The sequence below is a fragment of the Lactobacillus sp. B4005 genome, assembly GCF_026536045.1.
Classification (GTDB): domain Bacteria; phylum Bacillota; class Bacilli; order Lactobacillales; family Lactobacillaceae; genus Lactobacillus; species Lactobacillus panisapium.
Map to the genome: position 1 here is coordinate 249,844 of NZ_JAFNOZ010000001.1, position 26,645 is coordinate 276,488.

General features: G+C 36.9%; 22 protein-coding genes. 14 read left to right on the top strand and 8 right to left on the bottom strand.

Going from position 1 to position 26,645, the window contains the following annotated elements:
• Positions 1 to 28 precede the first annotated feature (28 nt).
• The 8 genes from glmM to J3U73_RS01375 all read left to right on the top strand — a co-directional run bounded on the left by glmM (position 29) and on the right by J3U73_RS01375 (position 9,597).
• A complete protein-coding gene (gene glmM, locus J3U73_RS01340) occupies positions 29 to 1,381 on the top strand; it encodes a phosphoglucosamine mutase (protein WP_267392818.1) in 1,353 nt (450 codons plus the stop codon).
• A gap of 202 nt (positions 1,382 to 1,583) precedes the next feature.
• On the top strand, positions 1,584 to 3,395 hold the full coding sequence (gene glmS / locus J3U73_RS01345) for a glutamine--fructose-6-phosphate transaminase (isomerizing) (protein WP_267409367.1): 1,812 nt from the start codon (positions 1,584 to 1,586) through the stop codon (positions 3,393 to 3,395).
• Between the two features lie 116 nt (positions 3,396 to 3,511).
• Positions 3,512 to 4,327 carry a Cof-type HAD-IIB family hydrolase gene (locus tag J3U73_RS01350; RefSeq protein ID WP_267392816.1) on the top strand — a complete coding sequence of 272 codons (816 nt, stop codon included), beginning with the start codon at positions 3,512 to 3,514 and terminating at the stop codon, positions 4,325 to 4,327.
• A 24-nt stretch (positions 4,328 to 4,351) separates the two neighbouring features.
• Entirely contained in the window at positions 4,352 to 4,789 is a 438-nt protein-coding gene (locus J3U73_RS01355) for a CopY/TcrY family copper transport repressor (protein WP_220269430.1), read from the top strand.
• Between the two features lie 34 nt (positions 4,790 to 4,823).
• The gene (locus tag J3U73_RS01360; protein WP_220269431.1) at positions 4,824 to 5,537 is read left to right on the top strand and encodes a hypothetical protein; all 714 of its coding nucleotides are present in this window, start codon (positions 4,824 to 4,826) and stop codon (positions 5,535 to 5,537) included.
• Between the two features lie 547 nt (positions 5,538 to 6,084).
• A complete protein-coding gene (locus J3U73_RS01365; protein ID WP_220269432.1) occupies positions 6,085 to 7,608 on the top strand; it encodes a glycosyltransferase in 1,524 nt (507 codons plus the stop codon).
• A 154-nt stretch (positions 7,609 to 7,762) separates the two neighbouring features.
• On the top strand, positions 7,763 to 9,160 hold the full coding sequence (locus J3U73_RS01370; protein ID WP_220269433.1) for a DHA2 family efflux MFS transporter permease subunit: 1,398 nt from the start codon (positions 7,763 to 7,765) through the stop codon (positions 9,158 to 9,160).
• A 2-nt stretch (positions 9,161 to 9,162) separates the two neighbouring features.
• On the top strand, positions 9,163 to 9,597 hold the full coding sequence (locus J3U73_RS01375) for a MarR family winged helix-turn-helix transcriptional regulator (protein ID WP_267409368.1): 435 nt from the start codon (positions 9,163 to 9,165) through the stop codon (positions 9,595 to 9,597).
• A 64-nt stretch (positions 9,598 to 9,661) separates the two neighbouring features.
• Here J3U73_RS01375 and guaB read toward each other — a convergent pair whose 3' ends face one another.
• Positions 9,662 to 10,807: an IMP dehydrogenase gene (guaB, locus tag J3U73_RS01380; RefSeq protein ID WP_220220998.1), complete on the bottom strand. Its 1,146-nt coding sequence runs from the start codon at positions 10,805 to 10,807 to the stop codon at positions 9,662 to 9,664.
• Positions 10,808 to 11,191: 384 nt separating this feature from the next.
• On the opposite strand from guaB, the gene add reads away from it, so the two are divergent.
• From add to J3U73_RS01410, 6 genes are all read left to right on the top strand, one after another.
• Positions 11,192 to 12,211 carry an adenosine deaminase gene (add, locus tag J3U73_RS01385; protein ID WP_267409369.1) on the top strand — a complete coding sequence of 340 codons (1,020 nt, stop codon included), beginning with the start codon at positions 11,192 to 11,194 and terminating at the stop codon, positions 12,209 to 12,211.
• Positions 12,212 to 12,475: 264 nt separating this feature from the next.
• Entirely contained in the window at positions 12,476 to 13,462 is a 987-nt protein-coding gene (locus J3U73_RS01390) for an ABC transporter ATP-binding protein (protein ID WP_220269436.1), read from the top strand.
• Positions 13,456 to 14,253 carry an ABC transporter permease gene (locus J3U73_RS01395; protein WP_220269437.1) on the top strand — a complete coding sequence of 266 codons (798 nt, stop codon included), beginning with the start codon at positions 13,456 to 13,458 and terminating at the stop codon, positions 14,251 to 14,253. Before J3U73_RS01390 ends, J3U73_RS01395 begins: the two co-directional genes overlap by 7 nt.
• Positions 14,254 to 14,255: 2 nt before the next feature.
• Positions 14,256 to 15,038 carry an ABC transporter permease gene (locus J3U73_RS01400; protein ID WP_220269438.1) on the top strand — a complete coding sequence of 261 codons (783 nt, stop codon included), beginning with the start codon at positions 14,256 to 14,258 and terminating at the stop codon, positions 15,036 to 15,038.
• A 461-nt stretch (positions 15,039 to 15,499) separates the two neighbouring features.
• On the top strand, positions 15,500 to 15,871 hold the full coding sequence (locus J3U73_RS01405; RefSeq protein ID WP_267392814.1) for a cupredoxin domain-containing protein: 372 nt from the start codon (positions 15,500 to 15,502) through the stop codon (positions 15,869 to 15,871).
• A 21-nt stretch (positions 15,872 to 15,892) separates the two neighbouring features.
• Positions 15,893 to 17,797, top strand: coding sequence for a copper-translocating P-type ATPase (locus J3U73_RS01410; RefSeq protein WP_267409370.1), 1,905 nt, complete (start codon positions 15,893 to 15,895; stop codon positions 17,795 to 17,797).
• A 59-nt stretch (positions 17,798 to 17,856) separates the two neighbouring features.
• Here J3U73_RS01410 and J3U73_RS01415 read toward each other — a convergent pair whose 3' ends face one another.
• From J3U73_RS01415 to J3U73_RS01445, 7 genes are all read right to left on the bottom strand, one after another.
• The gene (locus J3U73_RS01415) at positions 17,857 to 18,576 is read right to left on the bottom strand and encodes an antibiotic transporter permease (protein ID WP_258562429.1); all 720 of its coding nucleotides are present in this window, start codon (positions 18,574 to 18,576) and stop codon (positions 17,857 to 17,859) included.
• Entirely contained in the window at positions 18,573 to 19,304 is a 732-nt protein-coding gene (locus J3U73_RS01420; RefSeq protein ID WP_220269441.1) for a multidrug ABC transporter permease, read from the bottom strand. The genes J3U73_RS01415 and J3U73_RS01420 overlap by 4 nt, the downstream gene beginning before the upstream one ends.
• A 1-nt stretch (position 19,305) precedes the next feature.
• Positions 19,306 to 20,070: an ABC transporter ATP-binding protein gene (locus tag J3U73_RS01425; protein WP_267409371.1), complete on the bottom strand. Its 765-nt coding sequence runs from the start codon at positions 20,068 to 20,070 to the stop codon at positions 19,306 to 19,308.
• A gap of 481 nt (positions 20,071 to 20,551) precedes the next feature.
• Complete coding sequence (locus J3U73_RS01430) at positions 20,552 to 23,326, bottom strand: FtsX-like permease family protein (RefSeq protein ID WP_267409372.1); 2,775 nt, start codon at positions 23,324 to 23,326, stop codon at positions 20,552 to 20,554.
• A gap of 12 nt (positions 23,327 to 23,338) precedes the next feature.
• Positions 23,339 to 24,040, bottom strand: a complete 702-nt coding sequence (locus J3U73_RS01435; protein WP_220269444.1) for an ABC transporter ATP-binding protein — start codon at positions 24,038 to 24,040, stop codon at positions 23,339 to 23,341.
• 44 nt (positions 24,041 to 24,084) lie between these two features.
• Positions 24,085 to 24,909 carry a Cof-type HAD-IIB family hydrolase gene (locus tag J3U73_RS01440; protein ID WP_267409373.1) on the bottom strand — a complete coding sequence of 275 codons (825 nt, stop codon included), beginning with the start codon at positions 24,907 to 24,909 and terminating at the stop codon, positions 24,085 to 24,087.
• Positions 24,910 to 25,031: 122 nt separating this feature from the next.
• Positions 25,032 to 26,639, bottom strand: coding sequence for an APC family permease (locus J3U73_RS01445; RefSeq protein WP_374106791.1), 1,608 nt, complete (start codon positions 26,637 to 26,639; stop codon positions 25,032 to 25,034).
• Positions 26,640 to 26,645: the final 6 nt, after the last annotated feature.

The following is a 26,645-nucleotide window of genomic DNA, read 5'->3' on the forward strand; positions in this document are numbered from 1 at the left end:
GAAGATAAATAAAGAGAGGTAATTTTTAATGTTAAAATATTTTGGCACCGATGGTGTTAGAGGTGTAGCAAACCAAGACTTGTCCCCTGAATTAGCGTTTAAATTAGGACGCGATGGTGGTTATATATTAACTAAAAATAAAGCTAAAGATGAGCAAGCCAAAGTTTTAGTTTCGCGGGATACCAGAATATCTGGGCAAATGCTTGAATATGCGCTGATTTCGGGTTTGTTATCGGTTGGAATTGAAGTACTTGAAGTCGGTGTGATTACCACTCCCGGACTATCTTACTTAGTGCGTGCGCAGGGAGCCGATGCCGGTGTGCAAATTTCCGCATCCCATAATCCAGTTGAGGACAATGGAATTAAGTTCTTTGGTAGTGATGGCCTGAAGTTGTCTGATGAAATGGAAGGCGAAATTGAAAAATTAATTGATGCTAAAGAAGACAAACTCCCTCGACCATCAGCCGAAGGCTTAGGCTCGTTAACTGATTTTCATGAGGGTAGCGCTAAGTACCTTCAGTTCATTGAAAACACTATCCCAGAGGATCTTGATGGCATTAAAGTGGTCATCGATGGCGCAAATGGTGCTGCCAGCAATTTGATCTCACGCCTTTTTGCAGATTGCGGTGTTGACTTTACCACAATCGCCACACATCCCAACGGCTTAAATATCAACGATCAAGTTGGCGCAACGCATACCGAGAAGTTGCAAGAAGAAGTTGTTAAGCAAGGGGCACAACTCGGCTTAGCCTTTGACGGGGATGCTGATCGCTGCATTGCTGTTGATGAAAATGGTAATGAAGTCGATGGTGATCACATTATGTACGTTCTTGGCACCTGCATGCAAGATGGTGGTCGCCTGAAAAAGGATACTATCGTAACCACGGTCATGAGTAACTTAGGTTTCACTAAAGCCCTTGAGCGCAGAGGAATTAAGAATGTGCGGACACAAGTTGGTGATCGTTACGTTTCAGAAGAAATGCGTGCTAACGGCTATAATCTCGGTGGTGAGCAGTCTGGTCATGTCATTATGAGTGATTATCATAATACCGGGGATGGCATGCTAACTGGACTACACTTGATGTTAGTTATGAAGAAAACAGGTAAGAGTCTTAGTGAATTATTGGCTGATTTTAAAGATTATCCTCAATGTTTAGTCAATGTACCAGTTAAGAATAAGCAGGATTGGAAGAAACACCAACCAATTCTTGATGTCATTAAAGAAGTAGAAAAAGACATGAATGGTGATGGTCGCGTCTTAGTACGTCCATCTGGTACGCAATCACTACTGCGGGTAATGGCAGAAGGACCTACCCAAGAAGAAACTGATGCCTATGTTAAACGGATTACAGATGTTGTTGAGCAAGAGATGGGTGCTTAAACGATAAAATAAAATAAATTATCAAAGCAGGAAATTTTTTCCTGCTTTTTTGTGTTCTATCAAGGTTATTTTTAGTGTGTATATACCAATTATTTTTTTTTAGCTTGACCAATTATCAAACTAGTAATATTATTCCTTACATAAAGCTAAATTTACTACTAGCCCAAATAAACATTTTTGGGCTATACCAAAGGAGAAAAATATGTGCGGAATTGTTGGAATTGTTGGAAAATCTGCTAGAGAAATTGTTTTAAATGGTTTGTCTAAGCTAGAATATCGTGGTTATGATTCAGCGGGGATTTACTTAAATGATCAGAAAGGCAATGAGTACATTACCAAAACTGTTGGCCGTATTCAAAATCTAAAAGATCAAATGACGCCTGATGAACAAGGATTAGTTGGTATCGGTCATACTCGCTGGGCAACCCATGGTAAGCCAACAGAAAATAATGCTCATCCGCAATATGATGAAACTAATCGTTTTTACCTAGTGCACAACGGTGTGATTGAAAATTATCAAGAAATAAAAAACAACTATTTGTCAGATGTAAATTTTGTTTCCGATACTGATACAGAAGTTATTGTTCAATTGATTAGTAAAATTGCGCGAACAGAAAATGTGGATGCTTTCACTGCCTTAAAAAAAGCTTTAACTAAAGTGAAGGGCTCATATGCTCTTTTACTAGTTGATAATACTAAGCCGGATCATATTTATATCGCAAAAAATAAGTCACCATTAATGCTAGGAATTGGTGCTGGTTTTAATATCATTGCTTCCGATGCGCTATCAGTATTAGATCAAACTAAAACATTTGCTGATTTACATGATGGGCAAGTTGGTGATATTACAAAAAACGGCTATGTGATAGAAAATCTTGCAGGTGAGCCTGCCGTTTTGCAACCATATACCTTAAAAATTGATCCAAATGCGACTTCTAAGGGAACCTATGATTTTTATATGTTAAAGGAAATTTGTGAGCAGCCCGGAGTTTTACGTCACCTAGAACAATTTTATTTAGATCAAAACGGCGAACCTCAAATTAAAGCAAAAATTATTGATATGCTGGCAGCTGCTGATCGGTTATATATTTTTGCTGCAGGGACCAGCTATCATGCGGGTCTGGTTGGTAAAGTGCTTTTTGAAAAGTTTGCAGGTGTACCCACCGAAGTTGGTTTTGCTTCTGAAGCCGGCTACCATTTTCCAATGATGTCAAAGCATCCCCTGTTTATTTTTCTATCACAATCGGGTGAAACTGCTGATTCTAGAGTAGTTTTACAGGAGGCAATTAAGAGAAATATTCCAAGTTTAACTTTAACCAATGTTCCTAATTCAACTCTTGCTCGTGAAGCAACTGCCTCACTTTCGTTAGAAGCAGGGCCGGAGATTGCGGTTGCATCTACCAAAGCCTACACTGCTCAGATTGCTTTAGAAGCTATTTTAGCTAAAGCATTAGGAGAAAATATTGGCAATGAAAATGCGTGTGCTTTTGATTTAAAAACTGCTTTTGCCCTAGCTGCTGAAGGAGCAGAGCAAGTAATTTCTAGTAAGGAAAAAATTGAGCAATTAGCTCAAAAGATTTTGCTTCCCTCCCGTAATGCGTTTTATATTGGCCGCGGAATCGATTATCCGCTTGCCCTTGAAGCGGCGCTTAAACTAAAGGAAGTATCATACATTCAAACCGAAGGATTTGCAGCCGCTGAATTGAAGCACGGGACAATTTCACTAATTGAAAAAGGAACACCCGTAATTGCCCTGATTAATGATTCATTAACAGCTGATTTAATGCGAGGTAACATACAAGAAGTAATTGCGCGCGGAGCAAGTGTAATTACGATTGCAAGCAAAAAATTAGCAGATAAAGATGACGATATTGTTCTCCCAGAGATAAATTATTATTTAACCCCACTGGTAAGTGTTGTGGTCGCACAGCTATTTGCCTATTATGCTTCCAAAGATAAGGGGCTTGATGTTGATAAACCACGGAATTTAGCCAAAAGCGTAACGGTTGAATAAGTTTTAAAACTCCTTGATCCAATCTGAAAAAGAGTGAATATTGAAAAAAGTCGTAAGTAATTACGACTTTTTGTATAATAGAGATGATAATATTCAGATTGTGGGAGGAAAAAACTTTGTCAATTAAATTAATTGCGGTCGATTTAGATGGTACCTTGCTTTCTAGCAATAATAGTATTTTGCCAGAAACACAAAAAACTTTAAAGCAGGCCATAGACTTAGGTATTCAAGTAGTTCTTGCCACTGGTCGCCCATTGTCAGGCGTAATGAAGTTCAATCGGGAGTTGGGGCTAGCCGGGGAAAAACAATATAATATTGTCTTTAACGGCGCAGTTATTCAAAACTTAGCTGGTAAAGTGCTGATGAGTCAAGAGATGAATTATCATGATTTCACCAATATGCGCCGTTTACAGCGACTTGCCCATGTTAACCTGCATTTTGAAACTCCAGAATGTTTTTGGACCTGTGACCGAGAATTGGGCGTTAACTTATCAGTCAATGCTGCAAGGACAAAAAATGTTATTAAAGTACGAAAAGCGGAAGAGCTTCCTCAAGATTTTACTTTTAATAAAGTGGGCTTTAGCGAAACAGATGAGGTCGAAGAAATAGAAAAACTCTGGAATAATATTCCAGAGTGGACATTTGCTAAATATGATGTTGTGCGTAGCTTTTCTTCTAATATTGAAATTAATATTAAAGATGCTTCAAAAGGAAATGCACTAATCAATCTCGCAGACAGGTTAAAAATTGCTCCTAGTCAGGTCATGGTATTTGGTGATCAAGGAAATGATATTTCAATGTTTTTGAATCCGAGTTTTAAAAAAGTGGCAATGGGAAATGCAATTGAAATGATCAAAGATAATGCAGATTATATAACCGAGGACAATGATCATGACGGAATTGCGAAAGCATTAAAAAAGTTTGTTTTGTAGTAGAATAAAACTAGGTTGACTATTATGGTAAAGAAAAACAAAGAACATAATATTTCTGAAGCCGAGTGGGAAGTCATGAGAATAGTGTGGACTCTCGGCGAAATTCATACTGGTGAGGTAATCGAGCAACTTCAGTCTAAGAAAAATTGGTCTGAATCTACCATTAAAACATTAATGGGACGCTTGGTAAAAAAAGGTCTGTTGCAGACTCGAAAAGATGGTCGCCGATATGTTTATTCTGCCACGGTTACGCAAATTCAGATGATGATTCAGGTCACAAAAGAAATGATGAATCATATGTGTGACATGCATAAAGGGCAGGTCTTGATTGAAATATTAAAAGACATGCCTTTGTCTGAAAGTGATATTGCTACAATTGAAACAGAACTTGCACACAAAAAACTGCATGCACCAGCCAAAATTGCTTGCAACTGCTTAGCTTCGGGTCAACACGATTGCTAGAACATTAGTTAATCTACCTAAGGAGGTAAGTCTAATGAGAAGGTTTGCTAGTATAATTTTGCGGTTAGTATTTATAGTATTTATTGGTGCTGCGGGCTTTTTGTTATTTGAAAGTCCGGCCACGATCAATGTTCAAAACGTTCCGAAAGTTGCGCGCTCCGTAATAAAGAAGAACGTCGATAAAAGTGGTGATGCCAATTTAAAGGGAACATTAAAGTTAGCTAAAGACTTTGGTGTTGAAAATAAGGTGCTTGAGCAATTGCCTTCAAAGTATCACCGGGATTTATCCTATGTTGACTTGTATAATCTTAGCGTTAGTTATCAAGAAAATGGTGAGTTAACTGCCAAAAATTTAAAGCTACCTGAGAAAAACGAGGTTCAAAAAGCTGTTAATTATCTGATACTCCAGCGTGTTAATAAGGGATTATCGGATAATTCTAAGCAGGTCAATAACTCAATCAACATTTTTCACTACTTCTTATTTGGAGCAATTTTGATTTTAGCTCTTGCAGCATTGTTAGTATTATTTGGCCAATCTTGGGCCTCAATTGCTTTATTAATTGCTGCAGTTTGCTCTTTTGGTGCCTTGCAATATTACCTAAATCAATTAGTCCAATATCTACAAAGCGAATTAGATCCAGGAATTTCTTTAATCACTTCCTCAATGTTATGGTTAGGTTTAGCAATTAGTGTTGTCGTTGCTATTATCTGGCCACTAGGCTTAAAGTTGACCAAGAAAAAGGATTAGAAATTTATAGCATTTTGTTGTTAACCCCATAATTAGCATAACTAATTATGGGGTATTTTTAATGGTCAGCAAAATTATCTAAACAGATTAAAGCTGAAATATGACGGTCTCCCCAAATATGGCCAGAGGTTTTATGAATTAGGTTGTCTTGATGCTATTAACTATACTAATCAACCGATAACCTATTGATTATTATATTACTCAAGTAGAATTGCCTAGTAATTAGGCAATAAAGAATTGTAGTAGTACAATTTTATGAAATAATAAGCAAAATACTAGTACAAAAAAGGTAAATTTACGATAATTAAGGAGTTAGTTTTAAATAAATAAAATTTTATAGAATATAAAGGTTGGCTTTCAACCAAAATAAATTACATAGTTATAATTTCTTCGTTAACTTAGTTAAAGTAAGTCCTTATAAAATCTTTTATACATCAACATTTACGATTTATATTATAAATAACATAAATTGCATTTAATAACATTATTCAATTGTGATAAAATATAAAATATAGTTTGAATGATTGAAATAACGAGGGATTAATAAATGTATTATTTTTTAAATAACAGATTAGACTCCAATAGTTCTGGCATTGAACATGCTGAAGTTAAAAGGCTAAAATTATTTAAGCAAAAGGGTGTAAAAGCTAAACTTGCAATGCGTGATTATAATCGTTTTGCTCATCGAAATTTACCGCTATATGGTTTAAACGATGACGATTATGTCAATATGTACGACTTTTTTGCTGGAACGGTTAATTATCCGCAACAAAAGATGACAATTGATGAGCTACCAATTCCCGAATCTGATCAGATTAAAAAGGTTGATAATGGCTATGAAGTATACGATGGTAATCGCAAAACAATGTTAATTACTTTGTTTAGTGATAATAATCTTGATAGTATTACTTATTTTAATGCTGATGATCATAAGACAAAAATGGATTTTTATGACACTAGAGGATTTAAAAGCTTTACGCAAATTTTTAATACTTCAAACGATAACCTTATTTATGAATCATTTTATCGACCTGATAATACAGTTTATTATGAAGTTTCATATGAGCAAAAACCAAAGTGGCTTGCAGCAACTAATATTCAACTAACGGATAAAAAAGGTATACAGTATTCGCTGATGAATATAGGACAAGCTTTTACTATTATGCTTGACGAGCTAAATGAACAAGATGGCGGCCAATCTACTTTTATCTCAGATCGTAGTAATATCACCAATTTACCTATGATAAACATGAAAACACCGGCACGTAAAATTGAGCATTTTCATAGTATTCATTATGGTGATTACAGAGACCCCAACTCATTTTTATCATATGGCTCAATTGCCAATACAGAGCAGTTAAGTAAAACTGACTTAATTATCACGCCCGGACAGCGCCAGGCAGATGACATGAAAAAACGGTTGCGGACCCAAGTACCGATTGTTGCGATTCCTGTCGGTATTGTATCCAATGAGCAGCTTGCCAAGCCGCATATTCCTATGAGTCAGAGAATTCCCGGTAAAATTGTTATTTTAGCAAGGTTATTTGTTGAAAAACGCATAGGTGATTCTATTAATGCATTTGCGCAAGTTTATCAGAAAAATAAAGACTTAACATTAGATATTTACGGGTACCCAGATGGTTCAGATAATTGTAAAGAAGAAAAGAAATTGAAAAAGCTAGTTAAGGATCTTGGCTTAGAAAATTGTATCCATTTTTGGGGTTACGCAAATGATGTTGATACTATTTATGACCATGCTCAGCTTATGTTGCTTTCTTCACTTTATGAAGGTGCGTCTCTAGTTACGATGGAAGCTCAATCGCATGGCGTTCCGGTAATTTCTTATGACATTAATTATGGTCCATCTGATTTAATTAATAATAATGTTAGTGGTGTTCTCGTACCAAACGGAAATGTTGATGTTTTTGCAGATGAAATTGCAAAATACTTCTCAGATTCTAATTTACGTGAACGAATGAGTGAGGCTGCTTATGAAAATTCTAAGCGCTTTTCAGGTGATGAAGTTTGGAAATACTGGAAAAAATATGTAATTGATACGGATAAGGCCTAAAAAGATTTATTTTTAACTAATAGTTGCATATCTTTAACCATCTTTTAAAGATGGTTTTTTTATTTTTTAAATTATTATTAATTGCATTTCAAAATTATTTACGTTAGTATGGTTAATTAGTTAGCTTGCTAACTAAAATTTTGGGAGGAATTACATGCAAAGAAAATTAGATGCAAAATTAATTTGTTCAATTTTTGCGGCAGGACTGATGTCTTTTTCAGGAGTCCTGATAGAAACGGCGGGGAATGTTACTTTTCCTGTCTTAATGAATGAATTTCACGTTAATATGGCGATGGTTCAATGGATGACAACGGGTTACTTGCTTGTAGCCTCGATTATCATGCCATTATCTGCCTATTTGAAACGAAATTTCAGTTCACGTACGCTGTTTATTACTGCTTCGGCAGTCTTTATTGCAGGATTGCTTATTGATGTTGTGGCTAGAAACTTTTCCTTCTTAGTAATTGGACGAATTGTTCAAGGGGCTGGAGCCGGGATTGCGATTCCATTGATGTTTAACATTATTTTGGAAAGAACACCGTTGGATAAAATCGGTTTGCTGATGGGAATCGGAACAATGATCACTGCTGTAGCACCGGCTTTAGGACCAACTTTTGGTGGCTTAGTTGTAAACACAATGGGATGGCGTTTTATTTACATTTTCATCATTCCAGTAATGATTATTTCTTTGGTTATGGGACTTGCTTCTATCACTAAGGAAAGTAAGAAAATTAAACATTCTAAGTTAGATTTTGCGGGCTTTTTAAGTATTACCGTAACTTTCATTGGCTTGATTTTAGCCTTCAGTAATTTAGCAACAGTTTTACAAAAACCATTAACGTTTGCTATTCCACTAATTATTGGCATTATCGGATTGATCATTTTTATTAGGCATTCGCTAAAAGTGGCAAATCCGCTAATTAATATTCGGGTGTTTAAGAAAATTAAGTTTACTCAGGGTCTGGGCGCTTATTTTATTTTTCAAATTAACACGTTAGGTTTATCTTTTATTTTGCCTAACTATGTTCAAATTGTTAATCGTTCGACAGCGATGATTGCTGGGTTGCTACTCTTAACTGGTGGTATTATTGGAGCAATTGCATCGCCTGTTGGTGGTCGGTTACTTGATAATTATGGTCCACGTAAGCCAATTATGACTGGTGCGATGTTTGAATTAATTGGGGGATTGCTTTTCTGTCTTTTTGCAGCCAACTTTACTTCAATTGAAATTATCATCTTTTATACCATTACAATGCTTGGTACGGGCTTAATCATGGGTAACACGATGACCGCATCACTTAATGTTTTAAGTGAAAAAGAAAATACCGACGGTAATGGTTTATTCAACATGGCACAACAGTTTGCTGGGGCAGTGGGAACTGCAATTGTTTCCGCAATCATGCAATTTGTTCAACAGATGAGTGGCAAGAATACTGCGGCCGGTAAATTAGTTGATGCCTCACAAGTTGGTTTAATCTTTTTGCTTGTTTTAGTGGTAGTTGGTGTATACTTGCTGTATAAAGCTACTAAACCTGTTAAAGCAAAGGAATAAAAATGGAAAGACTCGGATTAGCCTTACAACGTGTCCAGAATACTTTTAACCGTAATGTCGATCATTTTGCAAGAAGCTTAGGACTAACGGGAACGCAGATGTTAATTATCGAATATTTAACTTCTTTTTCCACTAAGCAACCAATCTATCAAAAAGATATTGAGCACGAATTTAATATTAGAAAATCAACTGCTACTAATATCTTGCATTTGATGGAACAAAAGAACTTGATTAGAAAAGAGGTTAATAGTCAGGATACTCGCTATAAGGTAATTCGGTTAACAGTAAAAGCAGTTAAACTAGAAAAAGAAATAACAAATTACTTTATCGCCTCAGAACAAGAAACTGAAAAGATTTTGGGGTCAGATACTAAAAAGAAATTGCTGGCAAATTTAGCCAAACTAGATTCTGCTTTATCAGATAATAAAAAGCACTAGCTAATCCATTATGGATAAGCAGCTAGTGCTTTTTTAGTTGATAATTACCGGTCTAATCAACCTATTATCTTTCGTAATTTGGCGCCTTTTTTGTGATTTGAACATCGTGCGGGTGTGATTCACGTAAACCCGCATTGGTAATCCTCACAAACTGAGCATTTTCACGTAAGTCAGCAATTGTTGCAGCACCAACATAACCCATTCCGGAACGTAATCCGCCAATAATTTGGAAAACAATATCAGAAACATCGCCCTTGTAAGGTACTCGTGCTTCAACGCCTTCGGGAACTAGCTTATTTGCTTCGTTAACACCACCCTGGAAATAACGATCTGAAGAACCATGTGCCTGTGCCATTGCGCCAACTGAACCCATGCCACGGTATGTTTTGAATTTTTGTCCTTCACTCTCAAAAATTTCACCCGGAGCTTCTGTTGTACCAGAAAGCATGCTACCTAGCATAACTGCGTTGCCACCAGCCCCAAGAGCTTTAACAATATCGCCTGAATATTGCATACCTCCATCGGCAATAATTGGTTTATGGTACTCCTGGGCAGCAGTAGCTGCATCATAAATAGCGGTAATTTGTGGTACGCCAACACCGGCAACAACCCGAGTAGTACAAATTGAACCTGGACCAATCCCAACTTTGACGACATCAACGCCAGCATCAAAAAGTGCCCTAGCTGCGTCACCGGTGGCAATGTTGCCAGCAATTAAAGTGACATTAGGAAAATGGGTGCGAATTTCTTTAATTTTGCGCAAAACGCCTGCAGAATGGCCGTGTGCCGTATCGATTACAATTGCATCAGCACCTTTTTCTAGCAGGGCTTCAGCGCGTTCAAAGGTATCACTGGTTACGCCAATTGCTGCGGCAACAAGAAGCCGATTCTGGTCATCAACGGCTGCTTTGGCAATGTTGCTTGGAACAACGACATTTTTAACGTTAGCAACTTCACCCGCTTGGGCACTAATTGACATATTTTTATGAATAACACCAAGGCCACCTTGTAAAGCAATTGCAATTGCCATTGCGCCTTCTGTAACTGTATCCATTCCGGCACTTATTAGCGGAATCTTTAATTTAAGGTTAGGGGCTAATTCGGTTTGCAAATCTACCTCATTTGGAAGTACGTGACTTTCTGCTGGAATTAATAAAACATCATCAAATGTCAGTCCTTCTTTAATAAATTTCGTTGTCCAATTTGACATAGTCGCACTCCTTATCTTTATGCATAATGAATTTAAATTGTCTCCACTTTACTAATGATTTTCGTAACGGTCAAGCCAAAATTAAACTTATCATAAGTTAAGTTTCAAACATGAAGCAGTTATAATTATGAATAAAAAGCGAATAAATCAAGCATTCAATTTTTTATTGTAAACATTTTTAAAAATGCTATTATTAAATAAAGTACTAAATTAATAGATATAGCGTCCTTAGTATTTGCTCTTGGCTTGTTATAATGTTCGTGTTATCTTCAAGCCGAGGGCTAAAAGCTACAGCTCTTCAACTAACCAATCAATTTTATCAGAAAGTGATTGTGTTAAAAAGATAATTGTGGTCATTGGAAATAATAAAGGAGAACGCAAACAATGGAAAAACTGACTCGTGAATTTGTCGCTGGGTTGCCTAAAGCAGAATTGCATGTTCATATCGAAGGAACTCTTGAACCTGAATTAGAATTTGCTTGTGCAAAGAGAAATCATATTGACATTGGTGCAAAATCCCCGGCCGATGTTGACCACAGTTATGGTTATGGTCTTACAGAATTTTTAAAAGCCTATTACAATGGGATGAAGGTTTTGCGGACAAAGCAAGATTTTTATGATGTTACATGGGCATTTTTACAAAAAATGGCGCAAAATAATGTTAATCATTTAGAATTATTTTTTGATCCACAGGCACATACCAGCAGAGGAATAGCCTTTGAAACAGTAATAGAAGGGATACACGAAGCAATTGTAGATGGCCGCGCGTTAGGCGTAGACACCCAGCTAATAATGTGCTTTCTCCGTGAATTTTCTAAGGAATCCGCTCGTCAAACCTTAGAAGCGGCAAGGCCATATCATGAGAAGGGCTGGATAATCGGCGTTGGTCTTGATTCAGCTGAACATCACAATCCACCGTTGAAATTCATGTTAATTTTTGCAGAAGCCAAAAAGCAGGGTTACTATTTAACAATGCATTGTGATCCAAAGCAAGTTGACTCTGTGGAACACATTAAGCAAGCGCTGGAAATTATTGAAGTTGATCGGCTTGACCACGGGATGAATATTATTGAAAATCCAGATTTAATGGCTTATCTTGTTGAAGAAAAAATTGGTATAACCGCCTGCCCAATTGCATATTATTACACACGTCAGGATATGGAAGAAAAAGCAATCACTACACTTTTTAAACAGGGTGCACTAATTAGCCTGAATTCTGATGATCCTTCATATAAAGGTGGTAATTACATTAACGATGTTTACTATCAATTTGCGCAAAAAGTTGGTTGGGGCAGAGAAGAACTGATTCAGATTGCGAAAAATTCTTTTACCACCTCGTGGATTAGTGATAATGCCAAAAAGGCTTATTTGCAGCAAATCGATGATTACGTAGCAAAAAACTAGTTAAAAAGTACTATTTTGTGTAAGGAAGTAGTACTTTTTTATTTTCCACAACACAAATTAAATTTTCTATTAAATAAAATTGAGCATTATGTTAGATTAATGGTAAACTATGATCACCGCTTAGGGGCAATAAGCCGGTTTTTGCGGTTAAGATAAATTGAAAAGTTAAGATTTTTAACAGGGCATTTTTACAGGTAAATTAATTGGTAAAATTGCTTTTTTGTGCTTTTCAAAGGTATTTGAGTTTAAGAAAGAGTATTTTTAATGGACAAGCAAGTGATTGAAGTACATAACCTCACGAAACAATATTCAATTACAAAAAGGGGCGATGGTCTAAAAGCAGCTATTAAAAATATTATCCGACCAACTAAAAAAACAGTTAAGGCTGTTAATCAACTTAACTTTTCGGTTACGGAAGGTGAGACAGTTGGTTTTATTGGTCAAAATGGCGCGGGAAAAACAACAACTATCAAAATGCTAACGGGCACATTATTTCCGACATCAGGCTATTGCAAGGTTAATGGCTTTGATCCAGTCAAAAGAAGTAATGCTTTTAAAAAATCAATTTCAGTTGTGATGGGAAATCGGTCACAACTGTTTCCAGATCTGACTCCGCGTGATTATCTTAAATTATTGCAGACCATGTATGAAATAGATGACCAAGAATTTGAACAGAACGTGAATACTCTGGCAGAAACTTTAAATATTACTCATCTACTGGATACTCAGACGAGAAAATTATCCCTAGGCGAAAGAATGAAAGTTGAGTTCTTAGCGGGTGTAGTAACTAAGCCTAAAGTTTTGTTTTTAGACGAACCAACGATTGGATTGGACGTTTTGGCAAAGCGAGATTTGCGCAAATTCTTAGTAAAGTTAAATAAAAAAGAAAAACTAACCATTTTTCTAACATCTCACGATATGGAAGATATTGCTGCTATTTGTGATCAACTAATAATTGTTAATCAAGGAGAAATTATTTGGAATGGCAGAAAAAAGAATCTGTTAGAACAGTTTGGTCAAAATAAGTACATCAGCTTTAATAAGGCCGAAACATTTGCACCAGAAAAGATAAAGACGCAAATAATTGATCAGGATGACTTAACAATTACGCTCAAAGTCCCGAACAACCGCGTGGATGAAGAACTTGCTGCGTTAGCACGTGCTAAACAGGGATCAAATTTTCAAATTCATGATTTAAAACTAGAAGATATTATTCTTGAAATTTTCGCCCGGGGGAAAAAGTCATGTTAAAAAGCTATCTTGCAATTATTGCTGTTTCTCTAAAAAAGATTTTTGCCAATAAAAGTAGTGTCGTTATTCTCTTAATGCAAGCCATTGTTCCCAGCATTGTAATGTTCTATTTATGGTCAATTATTATCAAGCCTGGTCAAACGATTGGTGGTTTCACCCGGAATCAGTTAGTTATCTATTATATTGGTGTAAATTTTATTAATTCGTTTGTTTGGTATGCCATTGACTGGGAGTTAAATGATGATATTCATTCGGGAGAACTGTCAAATATCATTCATCGACCTATTCAACTTCATTGTTATTACTTTGCTAAAATGCTAGGAGACAGGTTAGCAAATCTGCTTTTGTTATTACCAATCCTGGTAGTTGGCTTTTGCTATCTATTTGTTAAAAAGCTAGTTCAAGTTTCGCTTTTAACGTTAGCTAATTTTGCAGTTAGCCTCATATTAGCAGCTATTCTTTGGTTCCTATTTTCTTACATTGTTGGTAGTACAGCTTATTGGTTTGATAATCTGTTTTTTGTTTTAATCGTTAAAGAAATTGTTGTCAATTTATTGTCAGGTTTTTATTTCCCTTTAGAAATGTTACCTAGCCCGATGTTTAAGATTATTAGTTGCTTACCGTTTAAATATTTTAGTTCATTTCCAATTGATACGCTTGTTAAAACATTGCCTACAAAGTTTTGGCTTGTAAATACAGCGATTGAATTGTTTTGGATTTGTTTACTATATCTAATACTGGTGTTGGTTAATAGGAGAGGGCTTCAGAGATATTCTGATGTACTAGGATAAAAATGAAAAATAAGCTTAAATTAATAAGGAATCTAAGCAAGGTTGCCTTACTTGAAAGTATCAGTTTTAGACTTGATACATTGTTTGGAATGATATCATCAATCCTATGGTTAGGAATTCCGATTGCTCTTTTCAAAGTCATTTATTTGAACGTTGACACAATTGGCGGCTGGACATTTAATGAATGTCTTTTGCTGGTTGGGGTATATACGATGCTTGATGGCTTTTTAATGGCCTTTTTAGTTAAATCAATGCCGTTACTGGAGAAGGATATTCGGGAAGGTACACTTGATTCGGTTTTATTAAAACCAATTAACACTAAGTTATTCTATTTTTTTAGATCAATTGAATTTACGCAGTTTATTAATGCGGTTTTGGGTTTAATCATTGTTGTAATAGCTTGTCAAGGTAAGGCGATAACTTGGCAGCAATTCGCTTTATTTGTTTTTTCATGTCTGTTCGGCTGTATATTGTATTATTCACTCTGGTATCTTTGGACAATCTCTGCCTTTTGGTTCCCGACTAATTTTGGTCGCACCGATTTGTTTTTAAGTATGATCCAAATGAGTAGGTATCCAGCGACAATTTATCGCGGTATTGGTAATTTGGTTTTCAACTTTTTATTACCGTTTGGTTTAATTGCTTGTCCAGCCACTATCGTTCTTCTTAACGCAAAAAAGTGGTCAGTTGTACTTATCCAGTTCGCTGTCGCTATTGTATTTCTCTTTTGTGATACTTATGTTTGGAACTTAGGACTGAAAAAGTATGATGGTGCAGGAAGATAGCCAAAATCACCTTTTAGTTGACTAAAAAAGCAGGTTAAAAAGTCAATTCAAAATACTTGCATGATAAAAAAGATGCTAATAAAATCTTTTTTGCGGTTTTAATTTTATGACGTCTAGGATGGGATAGAAAATGAAAAACTAAGGTATTGTACGCTGCTAAGTAAAGCATTAATTGCTACAATCCTGATAAGTTGATAATAACGATTTTGCTTGAAGATAAAAACTCGTTGGGTAAAATAATTTTTTTACACGCGGGTCGAAATTTTCCAGTTTGGAGGACTGGCTAAAATCGAGTAGACAAAATAAAAAAATCGCAAAGCCTATTGGTTTCAGTGCCAATGGGCATTTTTTATTTCTTCAAATCTTTTATGTTTACATTTGTAAATTTTAGCTTTATAATTACTACAGTTTACAAATGTAGACATTAAAAATGAAAATAAAACTCGATAGGAGAAATAATTATGGCTAAAATAATTGTATTAATTTTAGGTCTTTTCTTAATACTATTCATCATATGGTGGTTTTTTGGCAAGCAAAATGTTAAGGCTGAGACGGCAGAACTTGGCACCGATAAGCAAAGTATTAATATTGAGGTAAAGGGTGGTTACTCGCCAGAAAAAATAGTTCTAAAAAAGGGCGTGCCAGCCACGTTAAACTTTAAGCGACTTGATTCATCAAGCTGCCTTGATCACGTCATTTTTTCTGATTTCGGTATTAATCAAGAATTACCTAAGGGAAAAGTTGAACAAGTTAAAATTGATACGAGCAAACCAGGCGAATACGAATGGGAATGTAGCATGAACATGTTTCATGGCAAAGTGATCGTTAAATAAAAAGATAAGGAAACTACCAAGATGAAAATTACAACACGCTTCTGGATCTCATTAATTTTTTCCTTACCGATGCTGTTAGAAATGATTTTGCATCCATTTACCGGGTGGATGCTACCGGGCGGTTCATGGACAATGCTGGTATTTACGACAATAATCATGTTGATTTCAGCAGGTCCTTTTGTGAGTAGTGCATGGGCTGCCTTTAAAAAGCACCATTCTAATATGGATACTTTGGTAGCGCTGGGGACATTAACCACTTATCTTTACAGTATTTATGCTATGTTTACTCACCGGCCAGTTTTCTTTGAAACAGCTGCTTTTGTAATTACTTTCGTTCTTTTAGGCCAAGTACTTGAAGAAAAAATGCGCAGTAATGCTTCTAGTGCTATGAGCAAATTAGTTAAATTGGGAGCAAAAAATGCCTTGGTAAAGCGTGACGATCATTTCGTGAAGGTTCCAATTGATCAGGTTAAACAAGGAGACTTAATTCAAGTTCAACCAGGACAAAAAATTCCGGTAGATGGCAAAATAGTTTCCGGTAACTCGGCTGTTGATGAATCTATGGTAACTGGTGAAAGTTTACCTGCCCACAAAAAAGTGGGCGATAAAGTAATCGGAGCAACAATCAATCAAAATGGGTCATTTGTTTTTACCGCGGAGAAGGTCGGTAGTGACACTATGTTGGCCCAAATTATAGCGATTGTTAAGCAAGCCCAAAATAGTCATGCCCCAATTCAAAAATTGACTGACAAGGTAGCTAATATCTTTGTTCCCACAGTTTTGATAATTGCTATCGCGACCTTTCTTGTCTGGTATGTTCTAATCGGCAAGGATGTGGCTACAGCCCTTAATTTTGCCGTTGCAGTAATGGTAATCGCTTGTCCTTGCGCTTTGGGTTTAGCCACGCCAACAGCCTTAATGGTTGGTACAGGTCGTGGAGCGAAGATGGGCATTTTAATTAAAAATGGTGAAATTCTCGAAGCTGCCAATAATCTTGATACTGTTGTTTTTGACAAAACTGGCACAATAACTAGGGGCAAACCGGTGGTAACCGATATTGTCGGCAATAAAGAAGAAGTCCTGCAGATAGCTGCCAGTTTAGAAAAAATGTCAGAGCATCCCTTGGCACCCGCTATTTTAGCTGCTGCCAAAGCTGGCAAAATTGCTACTAGTCCAGTAACTAATTTTATGGCAATTGAAGGTAGTGGAATTAGTGGTCAAATTAACGGTCGAGCAGCCTTTGTCGGAAAGCCTGCTTCTAAAGACGTGACAGTCGTTTCACCGCTGAAAGCCAAGATTACCACTTTACAAGAAGAAGCTAAAACGGTTGTTCTAGTGGCTATTGAAAAACAGGCAATTGGTTTAATTGCGATTCAAGATGTACCAAAAGAAAATGCGGCGCGAGCAATTAGCGATTTAGTTAAATTGGGTCTAGAGCCGGTGATGTTAACTGGCGATAATAAACCTGTTGCTCAGGCAATTGCCCAGCAAGTCGGTATTAACAAGGTCATTGCAGAAGTTTTACCAATCGATAAGGCAGCCGCAATAAAAAAATTGCAGCAACATCACAAAGTCGCATTTGTTGGTGATGGTATTAATGATGCACCAGCCCTAACCCAAGCTAATGTTGGAATTGCCATGGGTTCTGGAACTGATGTGGCGATTGAAGCAGGTGGAATTGTTTTGATAAAAAATGATTTAGAAGACGTTGTTCGTGCACTAAAGTTGAGTAAGAAAACCTTTAGCCGCATCAAGCTCAATTTATTCTGGGCTTTTATCTACAATGTCCTTGGAATTCCAGTTGCTGCCGGGCTATTTGCTGGTGCTGGCTTAACTCTTAGCCCTGAATTTGCCGGTATGGCAATGGCCTTCAGTTCATTATCAGTAGTAATCAGCTCTGTTTTATTAGGGAAAAGCAAAATTTAAGCAAAACAAAAAGGCAGTCATTATTGACTGTCTTTTTATGTCGGTAAAACTGTGTGAGCTTAGAAGCGGTGTTTTCCTTTGGTTAAAACGGGCCTAATTTGAATGACGTAAGCAATCAAACCAACCAACAGCCAAATTAGAGTAATTATGATGCTGGCTATTAGGTTTGCAGAACCTGTTTTGATAAAAGTGACTGGACTGGCGAATGGAAAAATTAGTGCGATTGACTTTAACCACGTCGGATAGGCAGTAATCACAACCAAAATACCGGCTACCAGTTGAATAATTGCGCTAAAGAAATTGGCCAAAAAGTAGGGATCATTCATTTGCCATGATATTGCCCAAGCTGTGAAACCAAAGATAATCCCGGTTAGGCAAAGTAATGGCAGCAAGATGACAACACGTAAAATGAGATAAAGGGGAGCACCAAAACAAAGCGCTAAAACCAAATTGATAATTGCTAAAATGGTCCCGACAATTGCCGAAGTGATGCATTTACTCATCCAATACCGAAAACTGAATGGCTTTTTAGCAATCATCTCAAAGTCGATGCGCAAGCTGGCATCTTCAACTAATAGGTTGTTCATCGTTTGCATTGTTAAAGTGGTAGTATCAATTGCAATCGATGCAGCAACAATCGACCAATTAAAACTGTTGGCATATTGCATATCAATTAATACCAATAATGCCATATTGATTAATGGATTGAGTACAAAATAAATTATTTTTGTACGCCAATTGTTTAAGAAAGGCAAAGCCGAAAATTGTGTGGCAATCATATGATCTTCAACGCTCCTTTCTTGCGCACTAAATAATTAATCTTTTTAACTGTAATAGCAATTAAAAATAACCAGAAGATTAGGCTAAAAATGTAGGCTGCCCAATTAAATACGATGTTTCTTGTTAGTGCGGAGATTGGTGCTGTAATCGGAATAAACCACTGTGCGATATTCGTTAAAGGTTTTAAAACAGCTTCATTGCCAAATAATCCGGCTACTAACAAAATCGGAGTGCCGATTAAAGTTTCATAAAGCATTGAATTAGGCGAAAGGGTTAAAAAGGCGGCAATCAAAATGCCCATGATAGTGCAACCCAGCCATAATAAAAGAATCAGCAAAATAAAACTGCCAGTTATTGGTCCCGTTGCTACTCCTAAGATTTTAGCCAGTACAAAGGCAAGGGGAAATGAGAAGAGCCCATAACTAGAAGCAGGGAGCAAAAGCGTGATTAGAGAAAGACGTTCATCATACTTGCTATTTAGCAAATAAGGTAAAGTTCCCTTATATTTTTCAAAACTAATGCAGCCGGCAACAGTCGTACAGGAAGTCCAGGTACCAAAGATTCCGCTTTGACGCCATAAAAGGGGATTGTTTAAATCGTGACTTGCGTATGCGATGGTATATTGTATTAAAAAAATTGAACAGGTTGACGTAATTACTAGCCAAACGAAATATTGATCAGATAAATAATCGCGCAAGTGAAAGAGAAATAGTCGAATGAAACGCATTTTATTTTCTCCTCAGCTTGGGTGCTAAAGCCATGTAGGCATCTTCTAAATTGTCTAAGGACTTTTGCGTAGTCGAGTTTGCTAAATTAACCACTCCACTAACCGTTCCAGTGTAGAAAATTTTTCCGGCACCTAAAATAATGACTTTGTCGGCTAATTTTTCAACTTCTGTCATTGTATGACTTGTCAGCAAAATACTAATTCCGGTGTCCGCCAAGCTTTTGATCGTTTGCTGGATAGTATGTGCTATTTCAACATCAAGTCCACTAGTTGGTTCATCAAGTAATAATAAACTCGGGTTACCCAGGAGTGCGCGGGCAATATGCAGGCGCTGAACCATTCCCTTAGAGAATTCACCGATTTTTTTATTAGCAACGTTACTTAACTCGACAGTAGCTAACACACGGTTAACTTCATCATTTTGCTTGCGAAAAGGAACCTTAGCCAAATCAGCAAAAAACTTTAAGTTCTGTTTAGCGGTCGCATTACGGTAAAAACCCATTTCACCACCAAAGGAAACACCGATACTTGGCCTTTTACTGGTAGTTGTGATATCTTGGCCCTTCAAGAAAACTTTGCCAGATGTTGGAATTAAGTAACCACCAATGATTGAAACAGTGGTAGTTTTTCCAGCACCATTGGGCCCTAACAGTGATAGAATCTCACCTTGATTAATTGCAAAAGAAATATCATCTAAGGCCTTAAATTTTTGATTATGGTCTTGATAAGTCTCTTTTAAATGTTTAACGATTAAAATTTTATTCAAATTTATTCTCCAAAATTAATTGTAAATTCTTTATCGCTAAATAAGGAAGGAGCGATAATCTAAGTTTTTTACAGGTTAATTTGAAGATCTGTGATGTTTAACATTAAATCTATTATTTGGATTATATCATACTTTTATCATTTTTACTTTTTTAATTAATAAAAAATGGACGTTAAAAGATTAATTAGGCCGCTTGCGTATTTACAAACAGTTAAAGAAGTTGAGCAAAAAACGACAGGTTAATTATGATTCAAAGTGGGTGAATATTTTTATGCTAGAAATAATCAATATTTGTTGCAATTGGAAAGGCTAGTTAAAAGTTGCAAATTTGTGAGTTTGAGGTAGAAGTAACGGGCCCAGCAGTCGCTAAAATTAAGCAGCGGGCAAAAGCTGACTTGAAAGTTAATCTAAAAAATACCCGCTTCCAGTAAAATCGTGGAGTCGGGTATTAAATTATTAAATTTACTAGATAATATTTAGTTTAATCAACTGATTTTAACGCTTCCAGCATATCCAAATTTTTCAATTTGCTATTTACGATGAAGCCAAGAATAATTGTAATAATTCCGATTACTCCTAGTGGCCACATAAAGCTTGAGGCAGATAGAGCAGGATTAAACATCACGTTATCGGGCGGTACTACGTAAAGAATATACTGGTAAAGTAAATCGCCACCAAGGTAACCAACTAGAATACCAATAATAGTTAATAAAATTGTTTCGCGGTAAATGTACATCGTTACTTCGTTGTCATAAAAGCCTAATACCTTTACCGTTGACAGTTCACGAATTCGTTCAGCGATATTAATATTAGTTAAATTGTAAAGGATCACGATGGCAAGAAGACCCGCAACAATAATAAGGACTACCATAATCATGTTTAGCGACTGCACAACGACATCTAATTCCTGACTCACCGCCGTATTTTGAACTACGCCAGCAACACCATTTAACTTCATAAATTCGGCCGCCACTTTTCTGGTATTTTTACGGGATGTATTTTTCAAGTTTACTAGGTAAGCAGTCGTTTTGTAATTGCGGTTAAAGACTTTTTGGTACTGCTTTTGATTCATGAAAACAAAATGTCCCATGTACATTTCCGTAATGCCATCAATCTTCATTGACCGGCGTTGATTGTTTTCATCAGTTAAAGTGATATGGTCACCTTTTTGAACGTGCAACAGACTTGCTAAGCGCTCCGAAATTACAACACCATTATTTGTTAATGGAATTGTTTGTCGATTGCGCCGGTTATTTAAGTGAACATATTGATTAAGTACATCACTGTGTTTGGGCACGATCAGAGTAATATCTTGTGTATCACCAGCCTTACCGGCCGTTTTGGACATTGACTCATAATAAACCGGAGTAGCCGATTTAATATTTGGCTCTTTAAGCTTAGTTGTTAATTTCTGTTGCTGGGTATCTGATAGTGGCTTCTTTTCGGCTACAATCATGTTGTAATGGATTAAATCAGAAAATTGGCGATTGTTCATATTGCTAATTGAGTTCTTGACCGCGAACCCAGCAAATAGGAGTGTACCAGCACCGCAGACGCCAAAAATAGTCATTAACATTCGCTTCTTGTATCTGAAAATATTACGTGCAGTTACCTTGTGAGTGAAGCTGAGATGATTCCAGATAAAGGGAATCTTTTCCAGTAGAATTTTAGAGCCTGCTGCTGGGGGTTTAGGTAAAAGCAAGGAGGCAGGCTTTTCACGAAATTCGTTTTTAGCGGTCAAATAAGCCGGTAAAACTGAACTTATCCAAGATAAAATCAGGGCAACCAAACTAATTTGCCATTGAAAATGTTCTTCAATCGGTGGAAGAGTCAGCGACTTATAATAAGCGTGATACACAATCTGCGGCATTAACGTGTGTCCCAGATAAATGCCAATAATTGTTCCAATTGTCCCTGACAAGAAGCCATAGAAAACAAACTTATTAATAATGACATAATCATCGTAACCGAGGGCCTTTAAAGTTCCGGAATTAATTCTTTCTTCATCAATAAACCGGTTCATTGTGGTAAAGGTAACAAGAGCCGCAACAAAATAAAGGAAAATCGGGAATACCTTAGCTAAGTCTTCGACGACACGAGCAACAGTGGTATAAACTAAGTTACCTTCTCCTCCGGGAACTTCTCGGCGGTTATAAACGCTATAGCTTGGAAGTGCTAATTTTTTAATTTGCTTTTTAGCTTTTGTTAGTTTTTGTTGGCCAGAAGTTATTTCAGTTGTAGCTTGTGCGGCTTTTTTGGCTAGTGCCTGTTTTTGCCTTTGTAGTACTTGGGCCTGGGCAGTTAATTTAGCTTGTGCCCCCTTAAGCTGCATTTGGTCCTGTGGTGTGGTAGCTTGTGCGGCTTTTCTTGCTAATAGCTCTTTTTGCGCAGTTAGTTGTTTTTCAGCAGTAATTAATTGCTGCCGCGCCGTATAGATTTTTGTTTTAGCTTGCGCTAATTTCTTTTCTTCTGGTCGTAATTTCTTGAATGCCGCAGCAGTAATCCGATCCTTGCGGTTTTCGGCACCATTTTTAAGTACTTTTTGCAGCTCTTTTTTATGAACACTGATTTTATTATTATAAGTTTTTCCAAAAGAATCGAGTCCACGTAAATCATGGTATCTTAAATTAGCTACGGTATAAACGGTGTGATCAAATGCTTGTGGCATTACTACGGCATAGCCTTTTAGCTCACCAGTTCCGCTATTGCTTTGACCTAGATTAACGTTTGACAGAATTTGACTAGAACGGACAAAACCGACAACTTTAAAACTTTGGCGCTTTAAGAGGGTAGTGCCAAGAATATTTTTCTTTTCAGTAAAACTAACTTTTTGCCCCAGATGGTAGCGCTTGTCGTAATGCGCAGCTAAAGCCACCTCATTTTGCTTATTAGGTAGTCGACCTTGACGCACTTCATATTTACCAACACTTTTGGGTTTGGAAAAAACGCGAAAACTTTCTTGCGTATTTTTTAAAACCGTATCGGTCATGTAATCAAATTCTGCTGTTTCTAAACCCTTGGCTTTTTTGATCTTGGCGGTATCATCATGGTCAAAGCCATAATTGCAGATAACAGTCAGATCGGCAGTATTGAGCTGATTAGCGTAATGATTACCGGTATCGCGCATGTCGGGTCCAGTGACAATTAAGCCGACCAAAGCAAAAGCCCCAATCATCATTAGGCCCATGATTGACAGAAATTGCCCTTTGGTATGTTTAATTGACTCCCAAAAATCTTTCCAAATTATTTTTGTCATTGTTAGCCTTCTTTACCATTTAACGTTAGCAATGTCTTCGGGATGAGCGTTTTGATCAATCTTAGTAACTTGACCGTCATGAAAATGAATTACCCGATCAGCAATCGGTGCCAAAGCACTATTGTGGGTAACTATGACAACTGTGGCACCTTTTTTACGACTCATATTGGCGATAATTTGCAGCACACTTTTACCAGTCTGGTAATCAAGAGCGCCAGTTGGTTCATCGCAAAGCAAAATCTTAGGATTTTTGGCCACGGCACGTGCAATCGCTACTCTTTGTTGCTCACCACCCGACAGTTCAGCCGGAAAGTTGTTAATCCGGTTTTTAAGTCCGACATCTTCAAGTGTTTTGACAGGGTCAAGAGCATCACTGACGATTTCAGATGCTAGTTCCACATTTTCTTTGGCAGTCAGGTTTTGGATTAAGTTATAAAACTGAAAGACAAAGCCAATATCATTACGGCGATAAGTGGTTAATTCACGCTTATTGTAATTAGCGATATTTTTGCCATCAATTATGACATCACCAGAGGTATTGGTATCCATTCCGCCAAGAATATTTAGAATGGTAGATTTTCCAGCACCTGAAGCACCTAGGATAATTGCTAATTCGCCTTTTTCCACTGTAAAACTAACATTATTGTTAGCTAAAATTTCCGTATCACCTGTTTGGTAACGTTTGAAATTGTTTTTAACTTCGATGTAGCTCATGAAGAATTATTCCTCTTACTTTAAAAAATATTTCTTAGTTCATTTTAGTACTGTTTTCCATCTAAGTAGTTTTCAAGCACTTGCAAAACCCCCATTTCGTTATTAGAAGGAGCTTCATATTTAGCAATTTGTTTCAACCGCTCATCGCCGTTTTTCATTGCGTAACTGTAGCCAGCAAGTTCAATCATTTCTTTGTCATTCATGCCGTCACCAAAAGCAATAAGCTCTTCCGGTTTAACATTGAAGTAACGCAAAAAGTACTTGATTCCTTGCCCCTTATTGACACCAGCTGGCATCACGTCGATATTATCAAAGCCACTTGTTGTACAATGAATTCGTTCGGGATTACTGGCATTAAATTTACGCTCAAGTTCACTAGCGAGTTCAGAGGAACAGCTTAGCGTTAATTTAGTAAGGCTATCACTTGTTGGAATATCGACTAAGTTATTGACTTCCACTGAGTCAGGGTAAAAGAAGTGCATTAAGCTCTTGAATTTAGCTGGCGCTCTTTTATTCATGTAAGCTCGATCCAAACCGCTAGCTGCTATTTTTACTTCTGGATAATTGTCCTGAATAAAGTTGATTAACTTAATGCCAGTTTTATATGTAAAAACATGGCGGGCAATAATTTGATTATCTTGGGTTAAAATTGAGCCGTTGTCAGCAACGATATCGATCCGATTAAGAAATTCAAAAAAGTCTTGGCGCAAACGGGAAAGCGGCCGACCGCTTGAAACGATAAAGTGAACGTGTTGGGCACGCAATCTGGTCAGTACTTTTTCAAACCGCTGATGATCGAATTGCTTGTCATCATTTTCAAAAGTACCGTCCATATCAACTGCAACTGCTTTAAAAGGGATAGATGTCATTTTACTCTCCTCATTACTAATTTATTAAGTATATTATATAGTAGAAAAGGCCATTACCTCGTTAAAAAATTAGCTTTTACACGAAAAAAGATTCATTGCAGACGCAATGAATCTTTTCTATTTTAATTATTAATTTTAACTGGCTTTCTTCTACCAACAAGCCAACAAAATAGAATAGCAACAATCGTCTCAATGATGATCAAGACAATATTCATACCTAATTTGATTTGACCTAAGCTGACGCTAGCACCACCGAACAGGCTATTTTTCTCACCAAGATAAAGATCAAAAATAATCGAACCAATGATTAAAATGAACATTATCAGCCACTGATTGCGGCTAAAGGCAATGCCATATTCTTCTTCTCTGCGTCTGATACTTGGCAAAATTACTCCAAGACCAATTAAAACAACAATGGCAATAATATTAATGATTAATTCATACCACCAATAGCCACTGAATTGTTTAACGTCTTGCGGTGCAATACCGAGAATTGTTGCAACTGCGGTTACAATTAGCAAGAATAGTCCAGCTAAGTAACCAACCTTGTCATTTTTTAAGAAGACATAATCAGACGGGAACTTCTTGGAATTTTTCCGAATCTGCATAAATGAGAAGAAAATCCAGCAGGTGACACCCGGTGAAATAATGCCATTGAGGTTTAGTAACCAGTTGAAAATATCATTCATATCTGGCAAAAAGATACCTAGTAGCATGATGAAGGCTGATAGAGCAACCGTTAATACGTAGCCATTAATAGGCAAGCCATTTTTATCTTTTTTCTGTAAAAAGCGGGGCATATATTTGTCACCAGTGTCAGAAATAAGCATTCTGGTCATGGCATCAAGTAAAACGGCTAATAAAGCGGCGTTATAAAATACGGAAGTCCAAGCCCAGATGTAGAGTAAGGTCTTGCCCATTCCATATTGATGTCCAACCATATCAAAGACATAGTAGGCACCATTCATTTTTAAGTCATTTGGAATATGATAGCTGTTAAAGTAGATACCAAGAGCAAATGATCCAAAAACGGTTAAGAAGATGGTCATAAGAGCTAGGGCAACCATAGCTTTAGGAAAATCTGATTTTGGTTTCTTCATTTTGGTAACGTATGGTGCAACTAACTCACAGCCGTTTAAGGCGTAAATCAGCATGGCAATAGTTGTCCAATAATGCATATCAAATTTTGGAATTAAGGTTTTCCAAGTAAATGGTTGAGTAGCCATGTGGCCGCCGGATTTTGCTAGCCCTAAGAATGCCAAAAAGACAAACATTAAGGTCATGATTAACATTAATCCACCACCAATCGTGGACAATACTTCCATTGAACGCGAGAAGTAATGCTCGATAATAATGAAAATAATGAACATGGCAAAAGTCATGAGAGCAAACTTAGTATTAGAAATCTGATTTTGAAACTTCTCTGAGCCAGTTATTGCCCACCCGATGTCAACAATAATTTCATTAGCTGAATCGACCGCATAAGGAATCGAAGCTGCCCAGTATGTCCAAGCAGTAAAGTAACCTAAGAATTCGCCATTAGTGCCCCGGACCCATGAAGAAAGTCCGCCACCTTCATGGTTAAAGACCGAACCAAGTTGGCCAACCATTAATGAGTATGGAATAACATAGAATAGACACATGATAATCCAGGAAGTGACAACAGGCATTCCCTGGTTTTGGAAATTATACATGATATCATCGAGGCCAATAACCGTACAAAAGGCCATCAAGGT

Bases quoted from the DNA above. Each gene is read 5' to 3' on its own strand.
- glmM (WP_267392818.1), top strand. From the start codon at position 29: ATGTTAAAATATTTTGGCACCGATGGTGTTAGAGGTGTAGCAAACCAA.
- glmS (WP_267409367.1), top strand. From the start codon at position 1,584: ATGTGCGGAATTGTTGGAATTGTTGGAAAATCTGCTAGAGAAATTGTT.
- J3U73_RS01355 (WP_220269430.1), top strand. From the start codon at position 4,352: ATGGTAAAGAAAAACAAAGAACATAATATTTCTGAAGCCGAGTGGGAA.
- J3U73_RS01360 (WP_220269431.1), top strand. From the start codon at position 4,824: ATGAGAAGGTTTGCTAGTATAATTTTGCGGTTAGTATTTATAGTATTT.
- J3U73_RS01365 (WP_220269432.1), top strand. From the start codon at position 6,085: ATGTATTATTTTTTAAATAACAGATTAGACTCCAATAGTTCTGGCATT.
- J3U73_RS01370 (WP_220269433.1), top strand. From the start codon at position 7,763: ATGCAAAGAAAATTAGATGCAAAATTAATTTGTTCAATTTTTGCGGCA.
- J3U73_RS01375 (WP_267409368.1), top strand. From the start codon at position 9,163: ATGGAAAGACTCGGATTAGCCTTACAACGTGTCCAGAATACTTTTAAC.
- guaB (WP_220220998.1), bottom strand. From the start codon at position 10,807: ATGTCAAATTGGACAACGAAATTTATTAAAGAAGGACTGACATTTGAT.
- add (WP_267409369.1), top strand. From the start codon at position 11,192: ATGGAAAAACTGACTCGTGAATTTGTCGCTGGGTTGCCTAAAGCAGAA.
- J3U73_RS01390 (WP_220269436.1), top strand. From the start codon at position 12,476: ATGGACAAGCAAGTGATTGAAGTACATAACCTCACGAAACAATATTCA.
- J3U73_RS01395 (WP_220269437.1), top strand. From the start codon at position 13,456: ATGTTAAAAAGCTATCTTGCAATTATTGCTGTTTCTCTAAAAAAGATT.
- J3U73_RS01400 (WP_220269438.1), top strand. From the start codon at position 14,256: ATGAAAAATAAGCTTAAATTAATAAGGAATCTAAGCAAGGTTGCCTTA.
- J3U73_RS01405 (WP_267392814.1), top strand. From the start codon at position 15,500: ATGGCTAAAATAATTGTATTAATTTTAGGTCTTTTCTTAATACTATTC.
- J3U73_RS01410 (WP_267409370.1), top strand. From the start codon at position 15,893: ATGAAAATTACAACACGCTTCTGGATCTCATTAATTTTTTCCTTACCG.
- J3U73_RS01415 (WP_258562429.1), bottom strand. From the start codon at position 18,576: ATGATTGCCACACAATTTTCGGCTTTGCCTTTCTTAAACAATTGGCGT.
- J3U73_RS01420 (WP_220269441.1), bottom strand. From the start codon at position 19,304: ATGCGTTTCATTCGACTATTTCTCTTTCACTTGCGCGATTATTTATCT.
- J3U73_RS01430 (WP_267409372.1), bottom strand. From the start codon at position 23,326: ATGACAAAAATAATTTGGAAAGATTTTTGGGAGTCAATTAAACATACC.
- J3U73_RS01435 (WP_220269444.1), bottom strand. From the start codon at position 24,040: ATGAGCTACATCGAAGTTAAAAACAATTTCAAACGTTACCAAACAGGT.
- J3U73_RS01440 (WP_267409373.1), bottom strand. From the start codon at position 24,909: ATGACATCTATCCCTTTTAAAGCAGTTGCAGTTGATATGGACGGTACT.
- J3U73_RS01445 (WP_374106791.1), bottom strand. From the start codon at position 26,639: ATGGCCTTTTGTACGGTTATTGGCCTCGATGATATCATGTATAATTTC.